Origin of the sequence: Aequorivita echinoideorum (assembly GCF_018476645.1) — a bacterium.
Taxonomy (GTDB): Bacteria; Bacteroidota; Bacteroidia; order Flavobacteriales; family Flavobacteriaceae; genus Aequorivita; species Aequorivita echinoideorum.
Genome location: NZ_JAHCTB010000001.1, coordinates 302,436 through 321,189, shown reverse-complemented (window position 1 = coordinate 321,189; position 18,754 = coordinate 302,436). Strand labels below are relative to the sequence as shown.

Genomic DNA, 18,754 nt, shown 5'->3' with positions numbered 1-18,754 from the left:
GATTAATAGTGGGTTTCAAGATTTTATGACAGATATCAAAATAAAAATAATCGATCGCGAGGGTACGGCACATATAGTTGATGCTCCCACAGATATGAATATGAACCTAATGGAAGTGGTTCGCTCCTATGAACTTGCACCCGAAGGAACTATTGGAATCTGTGGCGGAATGGCGATGTGTGCCTCTTGCCAATGTTATATTATGAGCAATCACGACTTGCCAGAAATGAGTTACGATGAGGATTTAATGCTTTCGGAAGCGTTTAATGTGAAAGAAAATAGCCGCTTGGGCTGCCAAATTTTTTTGAAAGAAGAATTGGATGGCCTTGAAGTTGAATTGGCTCCGGAAGTTTAACGAAGTATTTTTGAAACTTTTTCAATCATTCTATCTACAAATTTTGAATAAGCTTCGTTTGAAGGATGTAACCCATCTGAAGCTACAAGGGCTGGATTTTCTAATCCCTGCTGCGTAATATCAGTAATTTCCTGAAAATAAATGCCCATCTCTTTTGCGGTTTTTTCAGCGTATTGGTTGTACCGTTTTAATTCCGAAGTAATTCTTTCAGCCTTGCCAGATTGTTGCCCAAACGGTGTGTACGCATAGTCTGGAATGGAAAGCACAATTACATTTTCTTTTTTTCCATTGGCAAATTCAATCGCCATTTTCAGAAGTTGATTAAATTCTTCTTCATAAATTGAAAAGGGTTTACCTTGATATTGATTATTCACACCAATTAGAAGCGTTACCAAATCATAATCTGTAGATGGATTTTCGAGCCGAATTGCGCCCAATAAATCTGTAGTGGTCCAGCCGGTTTTAGCGATAATTTTTACTGAGGTTTTTTTGTTTGAATTTTTATTCAATCGCTCCGTCAATTGCTCAGGATAATTACAAGTGCTGCAAACGCTTTCGCCAATGGTATAACTGTCGCCAAGTGCCAAATACGCGTATACAGAATTTTCAGAAGTCTTTTTATTTTTTGAGACTGAGCACGACAATGGCAAAAATGGGATAAGCAGAAATAATATCTTGAAATTCATAATTTAGCTTTGGTTTGACTAATATTAACGAGAAAGATGGGCATTCGGTTTTAGAATATTCACAATAAAAAAACCACGAAATTTAAATCATTTTCGTGGTTTTCTTTGGTTATTTATTTCTTTAAAATTTATTGGAAAGCGTTGAGACCAGTAATGTCGAGCCCTGTAATCAATAAATGTACATCGTGCGTACCTTCATATGTAATAACGCTTTCAAGATTCATGGAGTGGCGCATAATGCTGTATTCTCCAGTAATTCCCATTCCGCCCAAGACCTGTCTTGCCTCGCGCGCTATGTTAATGGCCATTTCCACATTGTTTCTTTTAGCCATAGATATCTGTGCGGAGGTGGCGGTGCCCTCATTTCGCATTACGCCCAGACGCCAAGCAAGTAATTGTGCCTTTGTAATTTCGGTAATCATTTCAGCCAATTTTTTCTGCTGAAGCTGATATTGACCAATGGGTTTGCCAAATTGAACCCTTTCTTTTGAATAGCGAAGCGCGGTGTCATAACAGTCCATCGCCGCTCCTATGGCTCCCCAAGCTATACCGAAACGAGCTGAATCCAAACAGCCGAGTGGCGCGCCCAGTCCAGATTTATTCGGAAGTAAATTTTCCTTCGGAACTTTTACGTTATCAAAAATAAGCTCGCCGGTTGCCGAAGCTCTAAGCGACCATTTGTTGTGGGTTTCAGGCGTTGAAAAACCTTCCATTCCACGTTCCACAATAAGCCCGTGAATTCTGCCTTCCTCATTTTTTGCCCAAACTACGGCCACTTGCGCAAATGGGGCATTGCTTATCCACATTTTGGCGCCATTTAAAAGATAATGATCGCCTTTATCCTTAAAATTTGTGGTCATACCGCCCGGATTGCTGCCATGGTCGGGTTCGGTCAACCCGAAACATCCCATCCATTCACCCGAAGCAAGTTTCGGCAAATATTTTTTTCGTTGCTCTTCAGTTCCGTATTTATAAATTGGGTACATAACAAGGGATGACTGCACGGATGCTGTACTGCGCACGCCACTGTCGCCGCGTTCAATTTCCTGCATTATGAGGCCGTATGAAATTTGATCCAGTCCGGCACCGCCGTATTCTTCTGGGATGTAGGGGCCAAACGCACCAATTTCGGCGAGACCTTTTATTATTTGTTCTGGAAATTCGGCTTTTTGCGCGTATTCTTCAATAATGGGGGACACGTCACGCTTTACCCATTCGCGGGCCGCCTGGCGTACCAATTTATGTTCATCTGAAAGTAATTCGTCAAGATTGTAATAATCTGGTGCTTCGAATAAATCTGGTTTCATTTTCTCTTTATTTAAAGGAGTACAAATGTAGAAATCACAACCTTAAACACCTACATTTTCAGATAAAAATCCTTCACCAGATTTTTATATTCCTCAGTATAGTTATGTCGAGAAATTTCTATGGTGAGTTTTTCGGTTTTTGGAGGTGTATTTCTGAAAGAAAACTCTATAAGGCTTCTTTTTTCTTCGGAAGTTTCGGTACCGCGCACACGGCAAATTCTTTTAGGGAAAAGATTTTTTTCTGAAGCCAAAAATATAAAATTCTCTTCCTCCTTACGCGGAAGGATAATTGCAAAAATCCCATCATCTGAAAGCATTTGCGATGCACCCCCGATCAATTCATCAAAAGGAAGTGATTCAGCAAAACGTGCCTTGTCCCGTGATTCGCTGGATGTTTTATAATCTTCGGAATAAAAGGGCGGATTGGAAATTATAATATCATAGGTATCATCTATTTCCTCCACGAATTCTTCAAGCGAGGCGTGATAGCAAAAAAGCCGATCGCCCCACGGCGAATTTTCAAAATTATCAACACACTGCTCGTATGCATCTTCCTCAATTTCAATGGCATCAATCATTTCAGCATTGCTGCGTTGCGCCAATTGCAGCGCAATAATTCCTGTGCCAGCACCAATATCTAAAATTGAAAAGGGATTATTTTCTAGAGAAACCCAAGCCCCCAGCAACACTCCATCCGTTCCAATTTTCATCGCGCAGCGGTCTTGTTCAACGGTAAATTTTTTGAATTGAAAAGGCTTCAAGTGATTTTGGATTTACGATTTGGGATTGCCAATTGTTGAAATTAAGAAGGAATAGCGTATTTGTTTTTTCAAATTTTTACAAATACATTTCAATCAACCCTTCCGGCACATTGAAAAGAATAGATTTTTGTCCGCGATCCACTTTTTTGATAAAATGATCAATTACCGGGATTAAAATCTGTTTTCCATCGCGGTCAATTTCAAAAAGAGCCTGTGAGGTTGTGTCATTTACTCCAGTAATCTTACCTATGTCACCGAAAGATTGATCAACTGCCGTAAAGCCAATTATTTCGTGGTAGTAAAATTTATTTCCGGTAAGTTTTGGAAGAAATTCCAATGGAAGGTATAAATGTGCGCCAATTAGGGCATTTGCATCCTCTTCATTTTTTACATCTTCAAAACGCACGCGCAGCAGTTCACTTTTATGAAGCGAGCTTTCTTCAATAAAAAATGGAATCAAGTTTTTGCGTTGTTCCACAAAAACCGATTCCATTTCGGTAAAGATTTCGGGTTCATCTGTATCAAGTTTGATAAGCAGTTCCCCCTTGAAGCTATATTTTTTAACGATTTTGCCTAAGTAGAAGCAATTCTCCTTTTGCATCGTTAATAGTTTTAAGCTTCTTTTTCTTCTTCTTTTGCCTCTTCGGCAGGAGCCTCTGTGGTTGCAGTTTCCTCAGACGCTGTTTCGGCAGCTTCAGTTTCTGGTGCTTCCTCTTCAGTTGCTTCCTCCGCAGGAGCATTAGCGGCGGCAGCATCTGCAGCACGCTTATCACTTACGGCTTTTTCAGCAGCAAGCTTTTCAGCTTTTGCTTTTTCTTTTGCTTCAGAAAGTGATGCTTTTTTGTGGTCAATAGAGCCCGATTTTTGCTCCAGCCATTCGTTAAATTTAGCCTCAGCTTGCTCTTCGGTCAAAGCGCCTTTGCGAACACCGCCAGCAAGATGGTTTTTCATTAAAGCCCCTTTGTAAGAAAGAATTGCTCTAGCAGTATCCGTAGGTTGTGCTCCGTTCTGAAGCCATTTTACAGCGCTGTCCACATCAAGTTCAATCTGTGCTGGATTGGTAGTAGGATTGTAAGATCCAATTTTTTCAAGGAATTTACCATCCCTTTTTGCACGGCTGTCCGCCGCGATGATCCAGAAAAAAGGCTTCCCTTTCTTTCCGTGTCTTTGTAGTCTGATTTTTACAGGCATATTGAATTAATTTTTGGGGTTCCCGACCCCGGTTATAATTAAAGGACGGCAAAGATAGTATTTTTTCTTTTTGAAATTCAACCGATTAAAGTTTTTATTTTACATTTGTCTAAATCCCTAAAACACACCTTATTTATGGTACGTTTCCTATGTATACTTTTGACTACTTTCTCGATAATTTCTTGTGAAGATAATGAAGATAATCAAGTTGCGCTCCGTGCAGAAATAGATGACGTAAGCTATGTGGCAAGCGGTGCCCGTGCCGCTAAAAATGAAGATGGCACTGTTTCCGTTCAAGGATTAACGGGCGAGGAGTCCATTTTGCTTAGGATTCCATCCGTAAATCCGGGAACGTATTTGCTTGGTGGTGAAGGAGGCAATCTTGGCATTTATGAAAATAGGCAAGGTGTAACATTCAACACCCAGTTGGCTGGAGAGGGAGAAGTAGTTATCACGGAATTCAACTCGGGCACAAATACGGTGACGGGCAATTTCAATTTCACAGCAATATCGGCAGGTATTGACACCGTTTATGTGGAAAATGGTTTTATATATCAAATTCCATACGTGGATGAGCCAATGGCAGACCCAACGGCGGCGGGAAGTTTTACGGCTAAAATTGATGGCTCCAGTTTCTTGCCTATTTACGTTACTGCGCGCAGAAGGAATAATTCCATTCAGGTTACGGGTGGGTCTTCAAACAATATTATAGGTTTTATTTTTAGAAATACCATTACAGCCGGCACCTATGAACTTCCAAATGCTATCGTGCAAGCCAGATACCAATCCAACGATGGCAACAATGGAGCGGAAGCAGGTGAAGTAACAATCACGGAACACAATACTTCAACTATGAATATTCGCGGTACATTTTCATTTATTACCGATTTGAATGAAATTTCCGAAGGGTCATTTAATGTAACGTATCAATAGAATTGATTAAGAGGTTAAACCCTGTTAAATTCCGCTAAAATTTTCTTATAAATTTGATTAACACCAGTATTTTCGGTATATTGATTTATATCGAAATGAAGTTGAACAGTGAGCTTATTTCGAAATGCTTAAAAATAAACATTGCATAATTTAAAAAAAAAGAAGATGAAGTTTACCGAAAAATTGACACATAGCTTAAACGAATTATTAGAGAAAAATTACGACGCGGAAAAAGGATATAAAAAAGCCGCTGAAAATGTTGAAAACGTAAAATTGAAAAAATTTTTTAACGAACAGGCCCAAAAGCGTTACGATTTCGGACATGAGATAAAATCAGAAATCCGAAATTACGGCGAGAGCCCAGACAAAGGTGGGAGTGCGAAAGGAGCAATGCACAGAGTATGGATGGATCTTGAAACAGCTTTTTCCTCCAACAATGAGGAAACCATTCTAAATGAAGTCCAAAAAGGTGAAAAAGCCGCTATTGAAGAATATAATGAGGTAATTAAAGATACCACATTACCGCCCACCACCCAGAAAATATTGACCAACCATCGCGACACGATCCAGACTGCGTTGCAAAGCGCCAAAAACTTTGAATCTGTGATCTCATAGTATTTTTTGAATAAAAAAATTTTAGAACCGCTTCCTAAATTATGGGAAGCGGTTTTTTGTTGTGAACAACTCATAGTAATTTTAACGGGTATAAGACGACTATTTTTCTACTTTTACTTTTTTCCGAAATTCACCATTCCATCTCTGTTTTAGGCAAACCCTAAATGTTAAATCGATGTGAGGAAATAGAAAATCGAATCATTAAAATTCAAAATCACAAATCCTATGTATTTAATCTTCGATACAGAAACCACTGGTCTTCCCAAACGTTACAACGCTCCCGTAAGCGATAGCGATAATTGGCCACGCTGTATCCAGATTGCCTGGCAATTGCACGACGCCTTGGGAAATTTAATTGAGCATCAAGATTATTTGGTGCAACCCGATGGTTTCAATATTCCTTTTGATGCTGAAAAAATTCACGGGATTTCTACGGAATTGGCCGCTGCCAAAGGAATTTCCTTGGAAGAGGTTTTGAAAAAATTCAACACTGCGCTTTCAAAAACGAAATTCATCGTTGGTCAAAATGTAGATTTCGACATCAATATTATGGGTGCTGAATTTTTCCGACTGGGAATGGAAAATCCGTTGCCCAATCTTCCCGTTTTGGATACTTGTACTGAAGCTACCGCACAACTTTGCCAGATTCCCGGTGGTAGGGGCGGAAAATTTAAATTGCCAACATTAACGGAACTTCACGAATTTCTTTTCAGTGAGCCTTTTGCTGAAGCGCACAACGCAACGGCAGATGTGGAGGCAACCACGCGTTGCTTTTTGGAACTGGTACGCCGCCAGATTTTCACGAAGGAAGAATTGGACGTGCAGCCGGATTATTTTGAAAACTTTTCAGAAGAAAATCCGCAGACTATTGAATTGATTGGGATAGAGCATATCAATCTGAAAAAAGCTTCGGAAAGAATCCGAAAGCAAATGCAGGCCTCTTCAGAAACACAAGAAATTTCTTCCGAAGAAATAAAGGAAAATATTGCCACGCTGGAGGACGCCCCTTTTGTCCATTTACATAACCATTCGCAATTTTCAATCCTTCAATCCACATCCAGCACGGCAGATTTGGTAAATGCTGCCGTCGCAAACAATATGCCCGCGGTCGCCATCACAGATTCCGGTAATATGATGGGTGCGTTTCACTTTGTGCAGGCTGTTTCCAATTACAATAGATCGCTTTCGCCAGAAAATAAAGGTAAAGAGCTAAAAGCCATTGTGGGCTGTGAATTCTTTGTGTGCGAAGATCATTTAAACAAATCGCACAAAGACAACGGCTACCAAATTGTAATGCTTGCCAAAAACAAAAATGGGTACCATAATTTAGCAAAAATGGCTTCCATAGCCTACACGGAAGGATTTTATTACGTGCCGCGGATTGATAAAAGAGTAGTCGAAAAATATAAGGAAGACATTATTGTCTTGACCGGAAGTCTATATGGCGAAGTGCCCGGCAAGATTTTAAACATAGGTGAAAATCAGGCCGAGGAAGCGTTGCTTTGGTGGAAAGAAACCTTTGGCGATGATCTTTACATGGAAATAATGCGCCACGACCAAGAGGATGAAAAGCGCGTAAACGAAGTGTTGGTTGCCATGGCCAAGCGACACAATGTCAAGCTTGTAGCCTGCAACAATACCTATTATGTAAAGAAGGAGGATGCCAATGCCCACGATATTTTACTGTGCGTAAAAGATGGGGAAAAGCAGGATACACCCATAGGTCGCGGTCGTGGGTACAGATATGGGTTGCCGAACCAGGAATATTATTTCAAAGGTTCGGATGAAATGAAAACTCTTTTCAAGGATCTGCCGGAAGCTATTTTGAATATTGAGGAAGTTGTTTCTAAAATTGAACCCTTTACACTGAACCGGGACGTTTTGCTTCCCAATTTCGGGATTCCCGAGGCCTTCTTGGATGGTGCTGATTTGGACGGTGGTAAGCGGGGCGAAAATGCGTATTTGAGACACCTTACTTATGAAGGCGCCAAAAAACGATATCAAGAATTGACCAGCGAAGCAGAAACCGATAAACAAAGAGCTGAGGAAATCAAGCAGCGACTTGATTTTGAACTTGAGGTAATTGCAAATACGGGTTATCCCGGATATTTTCTAATCGTGCAGGACTTTATAGCCGAAGCCCGAAAGATGGGTGTTTCCGTGGGTCCCGGTCGGGGCTCTGCTGCGGGAAGTGCTGTCGCGTATTGTTTGGGGATTACCAATATTTGCCCAATTAAATACGATTTGCTTTTTGAGCGTTTCCTAAATCCGGATCGTGTGAGTATGCCCGATATCGATATTGATTTTGATGACGAAGGACGGAGTAAGGTAATGGATTACGTTATTAAAAAGTATGGGAGCAATCAAGTGGCACAGATTATTACCTACGGAACAATGGCCGCAAAATCATCCATTCGCGATACGGCGAGGGTACTCGATCTACCGTTGAACGAAGCCGATAGAATTGCGAAGCTTATTCCGAATATGACCAAGCTGAACAAGATTTTTGGTCTAAGTGATGCTGAATTGCGTAGCCGTTTCCGCAGCGATGAGCTTCCGAAAGTGAACGAGCTTTTAAATCTTTCCGAAGGAAGTGATCTTGAGGCGCAGACCATAAACCAAGCAAAGATTTTGGAGGGCTCCGTCAGGAATACCGGTATTCACGCTTGTGGTGTAATTATTACTCCCAGTGATATTACCGATTTTGTTCCCGTGGCTACGGCAAAGGATTCAGATTTGTATGTAACGCAGTTCGATAATTCCGTAGTGGAAAGTGCAGGACTGCTGAAAATGGATTTCCTTGGTTTGAAAACCTTGACACTCATAAAGGATACCGTAAAACTTGTAAAGCACAAACATAATATCGAGCTAAATCCAGATGAATTTCCACTCGATGATGAAAAAACCTACGAGCTTTTCCAAAGAGGGGAAACAGTGGGAATTTTTCAATATGAATCTGCGGGAATGCAGAAGTATATGAAGGAATTGAAGCCCACGGTTTTTGCGGATCTTATCGCTATGAACGCACTGTACCGTCCCGGCCCAATGGAATATATCCCGAGTTTTGTGCGAAGAAAACATGGCGAGGAAGAGATAGCGTACGATCTGCCCGCAATGGAGGAATATTTGAAGGAGACCTACGGAATTACGGTCTATCAAGAGCAGGTGATGTTGCTCTCGCAGAAATTGGCAGGCTTTACAAAAGGCGAGGCGGACGTGTTGCGAAAGGCAATGGGGAAAAAACAGAAAGCCGTTCTCGACAAAATGAAACCCCAGTTTGTGGAACAGGCTTCTGCAAAAGGCCACGATGCCGAAAAGCTTGAAAAAATTTGGAAAGACTGGGAAGCATTCGCGAGCTACGCTTTCAACAAATCGCATTCCACCTGTTATGCTTGGATTGCCTACCAAACGGCTTATTTAAAAGCGCATTATCCCGCAGAATATATGGCGGCAGTGCTTTCAAATAATATGAGCGACATAAAACAGGTCACTTTTTTTATGGACGAGTGCAAGCGGATGGGCCTAACGGTTTTGGGCCCTGATGTAAATGAATCCTTCCATAAATTTACGGTTAATGCCGAAGGTGCGGTGCGCTTTGGAATGGGAGCCGTAAAAGGTGTGGGCAGCAGTGCCGTAGCCACCATTGTGGAAAACAGAAAGGATGGAAAATACAAATCGGTTTTTGATTTGGCCAAACGGATCGATCTCCGTTCCGCAAACAAGAAAGCCTTTGAAAATCTGGCATTGGCGGGCGGGTTTGATAGTTTTGATACGCACCGTGCCCAATATTTGCACGATGATGGAGATGGAATTATGTTTCTTGAAAAGGTGCTGCGCTATGCCGCAAAATACCAGGAAACGCAGAATTCGGCTCAGGTGAGTCTTTTTGGTGATGCAAGTGAGGTACAGATCCCCGAGCCGGAAGTTCCGCCCTGCGAAGAATGGGGAACTATGAAGAAATTAAAACAGGAGCGCGAAGTAGTGGGCGTTTACATTTCTGGCCACCCACTGGACGATTTCAAAATAGAAATGAAAAGTTTTACCAACTGCAAGGTTTCAGATTTTAATCATTTGGAAGATTTCATCAATAAGGAATTGTGCTTTGGTGGCGTGGTGAGCGATGTGCAGCACCGCGAATCCAAAGCTGGAAAAGGCTGGGCAATATTCACCGTTGAGGATTATGAAGACAGTTATGAATTCAAGATTTTTGGGGAAGAATATTTGAAATGGCGCCATTTTTTGGTTCCGAATAGTTTTATATATGGGCGTGTTTATGTGAAAGAGGGGTGGACCAACCGTGAAACCGGAAAGAAAGGTGAACCACGACTTCAGTATAATAGCATCCAGCTGCTTCATGATGTAATGGAAACCCACGGAAAAAAACTTACCCTTCAAATTCCATTAAAGGATCTGGAAAATGGGAAGATTGATTCGTTAAAAGATCTGGTAAAAACGCATAAAGGCGAAAAGCAACTGTATTTTGTGGTGTATGAAAAGGATGAAAAAATACAATTGACGATGCCCAGCAGAAAACATAAAATCAATATTTCCAAAGAATTACTGGATGCCCTGGCACTAGCGCAGATACGGTACAAACTGAATTGAAATAATAATAAATGCCAATGCAACCATTTCCTAAACAAATATTAAGAGGGTGTTTACTTGGCATAAATTGACTACTTTTGAATATCAAACAAAACATAAGATTATGGCTTTAGAAATAACAGACGCAACATTTGAACAAACCGTATTGAAAAGTGATAAACCAGTTTTGGTAGACTTTTGGGCGGCTTGGTGCGGTCCTTGCCGAATGGTGGGCCCTATAATTGAAGAGATAAGCAAAGAATATGACGGTAAGGCCGTTGTGGGAAAAGTAGATGTGGATGCAAACCAAGAGTTTGCCGCAAAATATGGCGTGCGGAATATACCAACGGTATTGGTTTTCCAAAATGGGGAGGTAGTAGGACGTCAAGTTGGCGTTGCCCCTAAAAATGTGTACGCAGAAGCAATAGATTCGCTTTTGTAATCCGTTCAATACAAAATAAATTTTAAAAAGGCTTGGCGCAATGCCGGGCCTTTTTCTATATTAGTAAAAATGTCAGGTTAAGTTAACCTGCCCTGAGCGTAACAGAAATACAGTCGAGACCTTTTCTAAAAACATGATTAAAAATCTTTCGTTCCGATAATTATCGGAAGCGCTCGTTGAGAAATTTAAATTGGAAGTTAAAATTCAAAAATACCCGCTATCACGGGAATAATTATGGAAAAAAATAATAAAGTACAAGATAGAATAGATGCAAAATTGCTGGAAGAACGCAAAATCTTCCTTTGGGGAATGGTGGACGACAAAACCGCACGCCACGTCGTGGATCGACTTTTATACCTTGATTCCTTAAGTAATGATGAAATTAAATTTTACATAAACAGTCCGGGTGGTTATGTAACTTCGGGCTTTTCAATTTATGATACGCTTCGCGAAATAAAGAGTCCGGTCTCAACAATCTGTACCGGTCTGGCGGCATCTATGGGAAGTATTTTACTTTCCGCAGGGGAAAAGGGAAGACGTTATATACAACCGCACGCCCGCGTTATGATACACCAGCCTAGTGGTGGTGCCCGAGGGGTAGCCAGCGATATTGAAATCACGGCTCAAGAAATTCTAAAAACAAAGGAATTGAGCGCACGTATTCTCGCCGAAAACTGTGGTCAATCTTTTGAAAAAATCATGAAGGATTTCAATCGCGATCACTGGATGGGTGCGCAGGAATCAGTGGAATATGGTATTGTTGACGGAATTTTGAAATAAGTTATGAGTTTTGAGTTATGAGTTTTGAGTTATGGGTTAGGAGTTAAGGGTTAGAAGTTAAGAGTTAAGGGTTACTGGTGAATGGATTTTTAAAATTAAGCTATGAATCACAAGGAAATGGATGTTTGGTTGAAGAGTATGGATTTAGCGGAAAAAATTTATACTACGAGTGATGAATTTCCAAAGGAAGAAACATAAGGGCTTAAAAGTCAGATACGGAGAGCTTCAGTTTCAATTCCGTCAAATATTGCTGAAGGCGCCGCGAGAAAAAGCAATAAGGAGTTTTTACAGTTTATACATATTGCTATAGGTTCATTAGCTGAGGTTGAAACACAATATTTGCTATCCATTAGATTAGGATTTTTAAAAGAGGATACGGTAATTAACGAATTAATAATTACGGTTAGAAAACTTCTTTTAGGCACAAGAAATTATATTAAAAAAGTTGACAAATAACCCTTTACCCTTAACGATTCACTAAAAAGTGAATATTGAAAAGGAAATAAATGACCCTTCGACAAGCGCAGGATGACACGATGAATATTGAAAAAGAAATAAACGAAATTACTGGTTTTAAAAACCTTGAGCTGCTTGCAAAACAAGTGGTGGAAGGTTTTATTTCTGGGCTTCACAAAAGTCCTTTTCACGGTTTTTCGGCTGAATTTGCCGAGCATAAAATCTACAACGCAGGGGAAAGCACCAAACATATAGACTGGAAGCTTTTTGCAAAAACGGATAAACTTTTTACCAAAAGGTACGAGGAAGAAACAAATTTGCGCTGCCATTTAATTTTGGACAACAGTAGCTCCATGCACTATCCCAGACTGAAGCAATTCAATATAAATTCCTTAAATAAAATAGGATTTTCCGTACTTGCATCGGCAGCGATCATGGATTTGCTGAAACGGCAGCGGGATGCCGTTGGTCTGAGCATTTATAGTGATACGTATGAATTTTATGCTTCGGAAAAGGGAAGTGAGCGCCATCACCAAATGCTTCTTCAAAATTTGAACAAAGCAGTGCATTCTTCCGCGACAAAGTCTGAAACCAAAACGTACGAATATTTACATTTAATTGCCGAAAAGCTGAAGCGTCGATCGCTCGTGTTTCTGTTTACAGATATGTTCCAAAGCGATACAGAAGAAGAAAAGCTTTTTGAGGCGCTTCAGCATTTAAAGTACAACAAGCACGAAGTTATTCTTTTCCATACGTTCGATAAAAAGCGGGAGGTGAATTTTGATTTCACAAACCGCCCCAAACGCTTTGTTGATGTGGAAACTGGCGAGTTTGTCAATCTCTACGCAGATAATATAAAGGAAGGTTATGAAAAGGCAGTTCAGAGTTATTTCAAGGAATTACAATTACGTTGCGCCCAATACAAGATTAAGTATGTGTTGACAGATATCAATGAGAGTTTTAATAAAATTTTGACCACATATCTGGTAGAGCGACAGAAGTTTGGATGAATTTTGTTAGCCGTTAGCCGTTAGCCGTTAGCCGTTAGCCGTTAGCCGTTAGCCGTTAGCCTTTAGCCTTTAGCCTTTAGCCTTTAGCAGCTGATTGTTTTTTGTTTTTTAAATTCAATATTCGATTTGCTTTTTATTCCTTCCAATTCTAAGAATGAAAATTCTCCGTAATTTTTTCATTATTGATATATGAAAAGAAGTATTTGAAATTTATTCATTTTTTTGAAAAAATAATTTGTGAAAATGAAATGGAGTAGTATATTTGCCACCGCTTAATACAGCAAGGGAATAGTCCCAAAATGTATGGTAACAATTTCCTGGAAGTCTAACTGTTGTTAGCGTTCGCCTTGGTGAATTTGGAAAATTGGTCTGGTAGTTCAGTTGGTTAGAATACCTGCCTGTCACGCAGGGGGTCGCGAGTTCGAGTCTCGTCCAGACCGCAGAAAGTAAATCGTATTTTGCTAAATTTACTCTAAAGCCCTTTATTCAAAGGGCTTTTTTATTTTCAACAATTAATCAAAGTTAAACTAAATTGGACAAAAACAATAAAACGTGTCCAATTTTCGTCCAATTTAATTACATTTAATCATCATAAATGTAATAGATGGTTCGTATCAGTTTTTTTCTTTCTGACCCAAATGCTTCTTTGGAAACACCAGTATATATGTCCATTACATATAACGGACAACGTGCGAAGTTGAAAACCAAACAAAAAATTAAACCAAAGGCATTTAATAAAAACAAGGTTAGAAAAAATTGGACAGAATATTCAGGTGTCCAAGTTGAATTGGACAGAATTGAGACAATATCAAAAAATGAAATTAAACAATTAGTCAAAAAATTTGGTGCTATTCCAGCACCAAAAGAATTGAAGAAAATATTAGAAGAAAATTTCTTTGGCGCAAGTAGTCATCATAAACAATTATCTTTTTGGGATTTCTACGAAAGTTTCATTAAAAAATTACATTCAAAGAAAAGCCCTAAAACGGGTAAGCCAATTGCAAAAAGTACTATTAATAGTTACGAACAGACAAAAAAGACTTTACAAAAATTTGAAGAGGATACGGGTGTGGTTTTATCATTTTTGACACTTTCCAATCTTACTTACGACAGCCTTCTCAATTATATGGAAACTACTCTAAATTTTGTTCCAAATACAGTAGGTAAGCATATCAAGAATTTGAAAAGTGTTATTAATTCAGCAAGGGATGAATATGCTATACCAATTTCCAACACGTATCGAGATAAGTATTGGCAGGTTCAGAAACAAATTAGGAAGGCCGAAGAAATTGTATTTCTTAATGAGACTGAACTTAATAATCTTGCCGAATTAGATTTTTCCGATAAGCCAAAACTTGACAAGGCAAGAGATATATTCCTTGTTGGAGCGTGGACTGGATTAAGAATAAGTGATATTGTTAGATTAAATGAAAGTCATTTGAGTGAAGATAGTTCTTACTTCACTATACACACTAAAAAAACAGATAAAACCATCACAGTACCAGCCCATCCGATTTTGAAAGAGTTATTGAAAAAATATCAGGGTGCTATTCCAAGAATGGCCGAGCCTTTAGTAAACTCAAATATTAAAATAGTCTGTAAAAAATTGGAAACGATGAATAAATCAATTACACAGCGGTATATTCAAGGAAATACGGAGGAAGAGAAAATTTGCAAAAGATATGAAAAAGTAACAACCCATACTGCAAGAAGGTCTTTTGCTTCCAATATGTTTAAAAAAGAATTACCGGTGCAGTATATTATGGCAATGACAGGTCATAAAAAGGAAGAAGATTTTTATAGATACATCGGTGTAACCCATCAAGATATTTTAAAGATTGTAATCGAAAAATTTAAAAGTTGGTATTCAAACAAAATTTATGAATAAGTTAGATATTTTTCCTCCACTTTGGAAATTTGTTTTCGCTGCAAAAATGACTGAACAAGAAAGATTTGAAGAAAACATCGATTTACAAGCCCTCTACTATGGAGCAAAAAAATCATTGAAAAAACAATTGGAAAATAGTTTTGATGATATTTCGCCAATTGTGATAAAAGAAAAAATAGAATTTGTTGAAAATGAATTATTAAGTTTTGGTATGAACAAACCAAAAGAGCGAAAAATGATCGTTGATATATTGGACTATTTAAAAACTTTTACCAACGATGAAATTAAAGCTGAATTTTCACGAGATTCTATTTTTAGAAATATGGAAAGCGAATTGTTTTTTATAGAAACACTTAAGCATTTAAATGTTCTCGATGCTAATGGGAAAGCCAAACGTGGGTTTCAAGCAGCATGTGATGCAATTAAAAAATCAAATTTGTATAAAGACAATATTTTTTGTTTCAATTTCAAACTTCAAGATTACATTAAATATTTAAATGAAAGGTTCGAGGCTGGAATAAAATCGGACAATAGACTTTCTGACGGTATTAAATATGAAGAAGAGGTGGATAAATTTTTCAAATTAAATCCTCCAAAATCTCAATAATGATAATGCCGAATTAAATCGAATTTTCCCGAATTTTCCCATAAGTAATTTGCACCCGAATAATTAAAAATCGGGATATGCAATCAAATACAGTACAACTCCATAATGTTTCTCCTCAAGAATTTAAGACTGAAATTTTAGAAGGGGTTAAAGAACTTTTACAGCAATATTTTTCTGAAAATAACAAAGAAAAACTTCTTACTCGTCAAGAGGTATCTAATTTGTTATCAATATCACTTCCAACTTTAAGAAGTTATGTGAAGCGTGGTATAGTAAGAGAATGTAGGATTGGTTCAAGAGTTCTGTATAAAATGTCTGATGTTACAGAAGCTATATCCGGTATAACGAAAAAATAGTTTTACTAATGGATATAAATGGCGATAATATAATAAGTCAGACTTATCATCATTTTATGGCGATTATTGAATTGGATACAATTAGAATGGCATTTTGTAGATGGGAAGTAACAGAGAGTGAATTGAAGTATATAATTTCAAAATTTAGAGCGCGAAAGGTAAATTCTTTTGTGTGGATTGGTAAATACAAAGGATTCGATTTAGAGATTAATGACTTTGCAATAACTATTACAGGTAGTCCTTCAAACTATTTTAACGGAAAAGCGAATACACTTCCATATATTCAATTTTATGATGCTATAGATAAATTGAGCAGCGAATTGGGTATAAATCTGCATTCGGCAAAATTATATAGGGTAGATGTAAATTGGAATTATAGCACTAAAGAATTAATAGAAAGTTATACTCGGAATTTATTTCTTGACTTATCAAAGTTTAAAAGGATAGAAAGAGATGCAGGCGTACTCTTTTATACTAAATCTAAGGCTGTAGATATTTATAATAAAACACAATATTTTAAAAGTAAAAAGATTGCCAATGATATGGAAAATTGGTTGAGAATTGAATTTAGAATTTTAAAAGATGTGAAAAAAATTTTAGGATTTAAATATGTTAAGGATTTATACGAACCAGATAATTATAAAAAACTGCTTCTTGAATTTAGGAAGCATTACCATAATATTTTGAAGCAAACTTTGCCAGTAGATAATGTTTTAAAATTAAAGAGTGTGAAGGAGTATAGGAAATTATCCATTTTGAGAGGAATTCTAATGAATGGAGGATTTAGTTCAGCATTTCGAGAAATTGAACAGATAAGTAAAATGGGTGTGTTTAAAAATTCAAATCAAAAATACAGATTAAGACAAGAGTTGAAAGATTGTTTGAAAAATCCAAATATCAACACTCCCCATCCATTAATTACAGAATTAAACACGCAATTTGATTTAGATATAAGCCTTGAATTAAATAAGCTAAATAATTTTGGGTCAATACAAAATTCATAAATTATTTTACTTTACACATCTGACACCTATAAAAAAAGAAAATCTTTAAATTCTACCCGACACATCCGACACTATAAAAAAGGTCAAAATCGACATATTCGACACTATAAAAAAGCAACAAATATAAGTTCTGGAAGAAAGGAAGAAATAGACACATTAGACACTCTATAAAAAAAGGGAATCGGACATATCGGACACCATTAAAAAAAGAAAATTTAGCCCTATTGCGTTTTGTCAAAAGTCAATATCTGCATAGTTTTACAATAAACAAATGACTATCAGTATTTTAACCATCGGATATGGAAATTTGGACATATCGCAATTCATTTCAAATCTACAGTGTAATAACGTCCAAGCAGTCATAGACATTCGGAGTAAGCCGTATTCCCGTTACCTCCCAGATTACAATCGGAACAATTTAGAACATCACTTAGTAGCCAATAAAATTGGCTATAAGTTTCAAGGCGATAAGTTAGGCGGCTTACCGAGCAATCCAAAATTGCTAACCGACAATCTTCCCGATTATAATAAAATCCGCAATACGTTACTTTATCGGCAAGGGTTGGACTATCTGGAGAAGGGATTGGAATTTGGCTGTAGAATGGTATTACTTTGCGCTTGTTCCGATTATATTAAATGCCATCGACATAATCTTGTAGGATACGATTTAGAGCGTTTAGGGTACGAAGTGGTACATATCCTTCGAGATGGAAGTAAAGTTCAAGATAAGAGGCTTTTCTGAGCCTCTTTTTTATTCAATTAATCATAACGTTTCAAAAACCCACATTTAACAAAAGTTATAAAATGAATTATATATCATACATACGAGTTTCCACAACCAGACAAGGCATTTCTGGATTGGGTCTGCAAGCCCAAAAATCCGCAGTGAAAAATTTTCTCAAACCAGAAGATAATTTACTGGTAGAATTTCAAGAAGTAGAAAGTGGTAAGAATAATGAGCGTACAATGCTGAAAGAGGCGATACAACGTTGCAAGGAAATGAATGCCACTTTACTCATCGCAAAGTTAGACAGGTTGTCAAGAAATGTAAGTTTTATATATACCCTACGTGATAGTAAAATTGATTTTGTCTGTGCAGATATGCCTAATGCTTCTCCTGTTACCATTGGAATTATGGCAGTTTTGGCGCAGGATGAAAGGGAGCGTATAAGCCAAAGAACAAAATCGGCTCTGGAAGAATTAAAATCAAAAGGGGTCAAACTTGGCAAGCCAGAAAATCTTTCAGACTTTTCAAGAAAGCGAAGTTTGCAAGTCCGACAGGAAAAAGCAAATAATAATATTAATAATCGATTAGCAACCGCATTAATAGTTTCAATGAGAAAAGAGAATAAAAGCTATTCTATAATTGCGGAAGAATTAAATGCATCAGGATACAAAACCCGTAGAAATAAAAATTTCTCAGCAATGTCTGTAAAACGTTTGTATGACAGACATTCAGTCAAATGTGCGTAACAAATGAAAATTAATACCTAATTTTACCTACAAACAAAATTTAATATTTGGATTAAACAAAATTTTAAAAATACATAGTTAGCGTTAGCTCGTTTAGGTAACAGAAAATCGCCAATTTTTCAAATATCCACCTATAAATAAGCAATAACGCTCACGCCTAAGGCGTGGGCTGTTCTTATTTGGTGGATTGGCGTTTGGCGATGCCTCTGTTGCTGATGAGTTCAGTTCCACGCTCTTTAGTTTTAATAACATCCATTTGGAACTGGTGGTATTAATATCATCACATGAAATATTTCAAATCAAAAC

At 37.9% G+C, this 18,754-nt stretch carries 19 protein-coding genes, 1 tRNA gene and 1 pseudogene; 16 read left to right on the top strand and 5 right to left on the bottom strand.

Features of this window, described 5'->3' with window-relative positions; all coding sequences use genetic code 11:
• The first annotated feature begins 25 nt into the window (after positions 1–25).
• Positions 26–355: a 2Fe-2S iron-sulfur cluster-binding family protein gene (locus KIV10_RS01520; RefSeq protein ID WP_214111719.1), complete on the top strand. Its 330-nt coding sequence runs from the start codon at positions 26–28 to the stop codon at positions 353–355.
• Here the strand turns inward: KIV10_RS01520 and KIV10_RS01515 are convergent.
• The 5 genes from KIV10_RS01515 to KIV10_RS01495 all read right to left on the bottom strand — a co-directional run bounded on the left by KIV10_RS01515 (position 352) and on the right by KIV10_RS01495 (position 4,300).
• Complete coding sequence (locus KIV10_RS01515) at positions 352–1,041, bottom strand: SGNH/GDSL hydrolase family protein (RefSeq protein WP_214111718.1); 690 nt, start codon at positions 1,039–1,041, stop codon at positions 352–354. The two genes, KIV10_RS01520 and KIV10_RS01515, sit on opposite strands and share 4 nt — an antisense overlap.
• A 128-nt stretch (positions 1,042–1,169) precedes the next feature.
• The gene (locus KIV10_RS01510; RefSeq protein WP_214111717.1) at positions 1,170–2,348 is read right to left on the bottom strand and encodes an acyl-CoA dehydrogenase family protein; all 1,179 of its coding nucleotides are present in this window, start codon (positions 2,346–2,348) and stop codon (positions 1,170–1,172) included.
• Positions 2,349–2,398: 50 nt separating this feature from the next.
• On the bottom strand, positions 2,399–3,058 hold the full coding sequence (locus tag KIV10_RS01505) for a tRNA1(Val) (adenine(37)-N6)-methyltransferase (RefSeq protein WP_214111716.1): 660 nt from the start codon (positions 3,056–3,058) through the stop codon (positions 2,399–2,401).
• 127 nt (positions 3,059–3,185) lie between these two features.
• On the bottom strand, positions 3,186–3,710 hold the full coding sequence (gene rimM, locus KIV10_RS01500) for a ribosome maturation factor RimM (RefSeq protein WP_214111715.1): 525 nt from the start codon (positions 3,708–3,710) through the stop codon (positions 3,186–3,188).
• 11 nt (positions 3,711–3,721) lie between these two features.
• Positions 3,722–4,300 (bottom strand): 30S ribosomal protein S16, encoded by a 579-nt coding sequence (locus tag KIV10_RS01495; protein ID WP_214111714.1) that lies wholly within the window; start codon positions 4,298–4,300, stop codon positions 3,722–3,724.
• 135 nt (positions 4,301–4,435) lie between these two features.
• On the opposite strand from KIV10_RS01495, the gene KIV10_RS01490 reads away from it, so the two are divergent.
• The 15 genes and pseudogenes from KIV10_RS01490 to KIV10_RS01425 all read left to right on the top strand — a co-directional run bounded on the left by KIV10_RS01490 (position 4,436) and on the right by KIV10_RS01425 (position 18,448).
• Entirely contained in the window at positions 4,436–5,233 is a 798-nt protein-coding gene (locus KIV10_RS01490; protein WP_214111713.1) for a DUF6252 family protein, read from the top strand.
• A gap of 165 nt (positions 5,234–5,398) precedes the next feature.
• Positions 5,399–5,848, top strand: a complete 450-nt coding sequence (locus KIV10_RS01485; RefSeq protein ID WP_214111712.1) for a ferritin-like domain-containing protein — start codon at positions 5,399–5,401, stop codon at positions 5,846–5,848.
• A gap of 225 nt (positions 5,849–6,073) precedes the next feature.
• Positions 6,074–10,453 carry a DNA polymerase III subunit alpha gene (dnaE, locus tag KIV10_RS01480; RefSeq protein WP_214111711.1) on the top strand — a complete coding sequence of 1,460 codons (4,380 nt, stop codon included), beginning with the start codon at positions 6,074–6,076 and terminating at the stop codon, positions 10,451–10,453.
• 103 nt (positions 10,454–10,556) lie between these two features.
• A complete protein-coding gene (gene trxA, locus KIV10_RS01475) occupies positions 10,557–10,874 on the top strand; it encodes a thioredoxin (RefSeq protein WP_214111710.1) in 318 nt (105 codons plus the stop codon).
• 234 nt (positions 10,875–11,108) lie between these two features.
• Complete coding sequence (locus tag KIV10_RS01470; RefSeq protein ID WP_214111709.1) at positions 11,109–11,654, top strand: ClpP family protease; 546 nt, start codon at positions 11,109–11,111, stop codon at positions 11,652–11,654.
• A gap of 102 nt (positions 11,655–11,756) precedes the next feature.
• On the top strand, positions 11,757–11,852 hold the full coding sequence (locus tag KIV10_RS14110; protein WP_456048979.1) for a four helix bundle protein: 96 nt from the start codon (positions 11,757–11,759) through the stop codon (positions 11,850–11,852).
• 12 nt (positions 11,853–11,864) lie between these two features.
• Positions 11,865–12,110, top strand: a pseudogene (locus KIV10_RS01465) (four helix bundle protein); the annotation flags it as partial.
• Between the two features lie 80 nt (positions 12,111–12,190).
• Complete coding sequence (locus KIV10_RS01460; RefSeq protein WP_214112134.1) at positions 12,191–13,120, top strand: DUF58 domain-containing protein; 930 nt, start codon at positions 12,191–12,193, stop codon at positions 13,118–13,120.
• A gap of 366 nt (positions 13,121–13,486) precedes the next feature.
• Positions 13,487–13,560, top strand: a tRNA-Asp gene (locus KIV10_RS01455).
• A 164-nt stretch (positions 13,561–13,724) separates the two neighbouring features.
• Positions 13,725–15,008, top strand: a complete 1,284-nt coding sequence (locus tag KIV10_RS01450; RefSeq protein ID WP_214111708.1) for a tyrosine-type recombinase/integrase — start codon at positions 13,725–13,727, stop codon at positions 15,006–15,008.
• Positions 15,001–15,615 (top strand): hypothetical protein, encoded by a 615-nt coding sequence (locus KIV10_RS01445; protein ID WP_214111707.1) that lies wholly within the window; start codon positions 15,001–15,003, stop codon positions 15,613–15,615. Before KIV10_RS01450 ends, KIV10_RS01445 begins: the two co-directional genes overlap by 8 nt.
• Positions 15,616–15,692: 77 nt before the next feature.
• Entirely contained in the window at positions 15,693–15,971 is a 279-nt protein-coding gene (locus KIV10_RS01440; protein WP_214111706.1) for a helix-turn-helix domain-containing protein, read from the top strand.
• A gap of 8 nt (positions 15,972–15,979) precedes the next feature.
• Positions 15,980–16,975, top strand: coding sequence for a hypothetical protein (locus KIV10_RS01435; protein WP_214111705.1), 996 nt, complete (start codon positions 15,980–15,982; stop codon positions 16,973–16,975).
• Between the two features lie 271 nt (positions 16,976–17,246).
• Positions 17,247–17,717, top strand: coding sequence for a DUF488 domain-containing protein (locus tag KIV10_RS01430; RefSeq protein ID WP_214111704.1), 471 nt, complete (start codon positions 17,247–17,249; stop codon positions 17,715–17,717).
• Between the two features lie 62 nt (positions 17,718–17,779).
• Entirely contained in the window at positions 17,780–18,448 is a 669-nt protein-coding gene (locus tag KIV10_RS01425; RefSeq protein WP_214111703.1) for a recombinase family protein, read from the top strand.
• Positions 18,449–18,754: the final 306 nt, after the last annotated feature.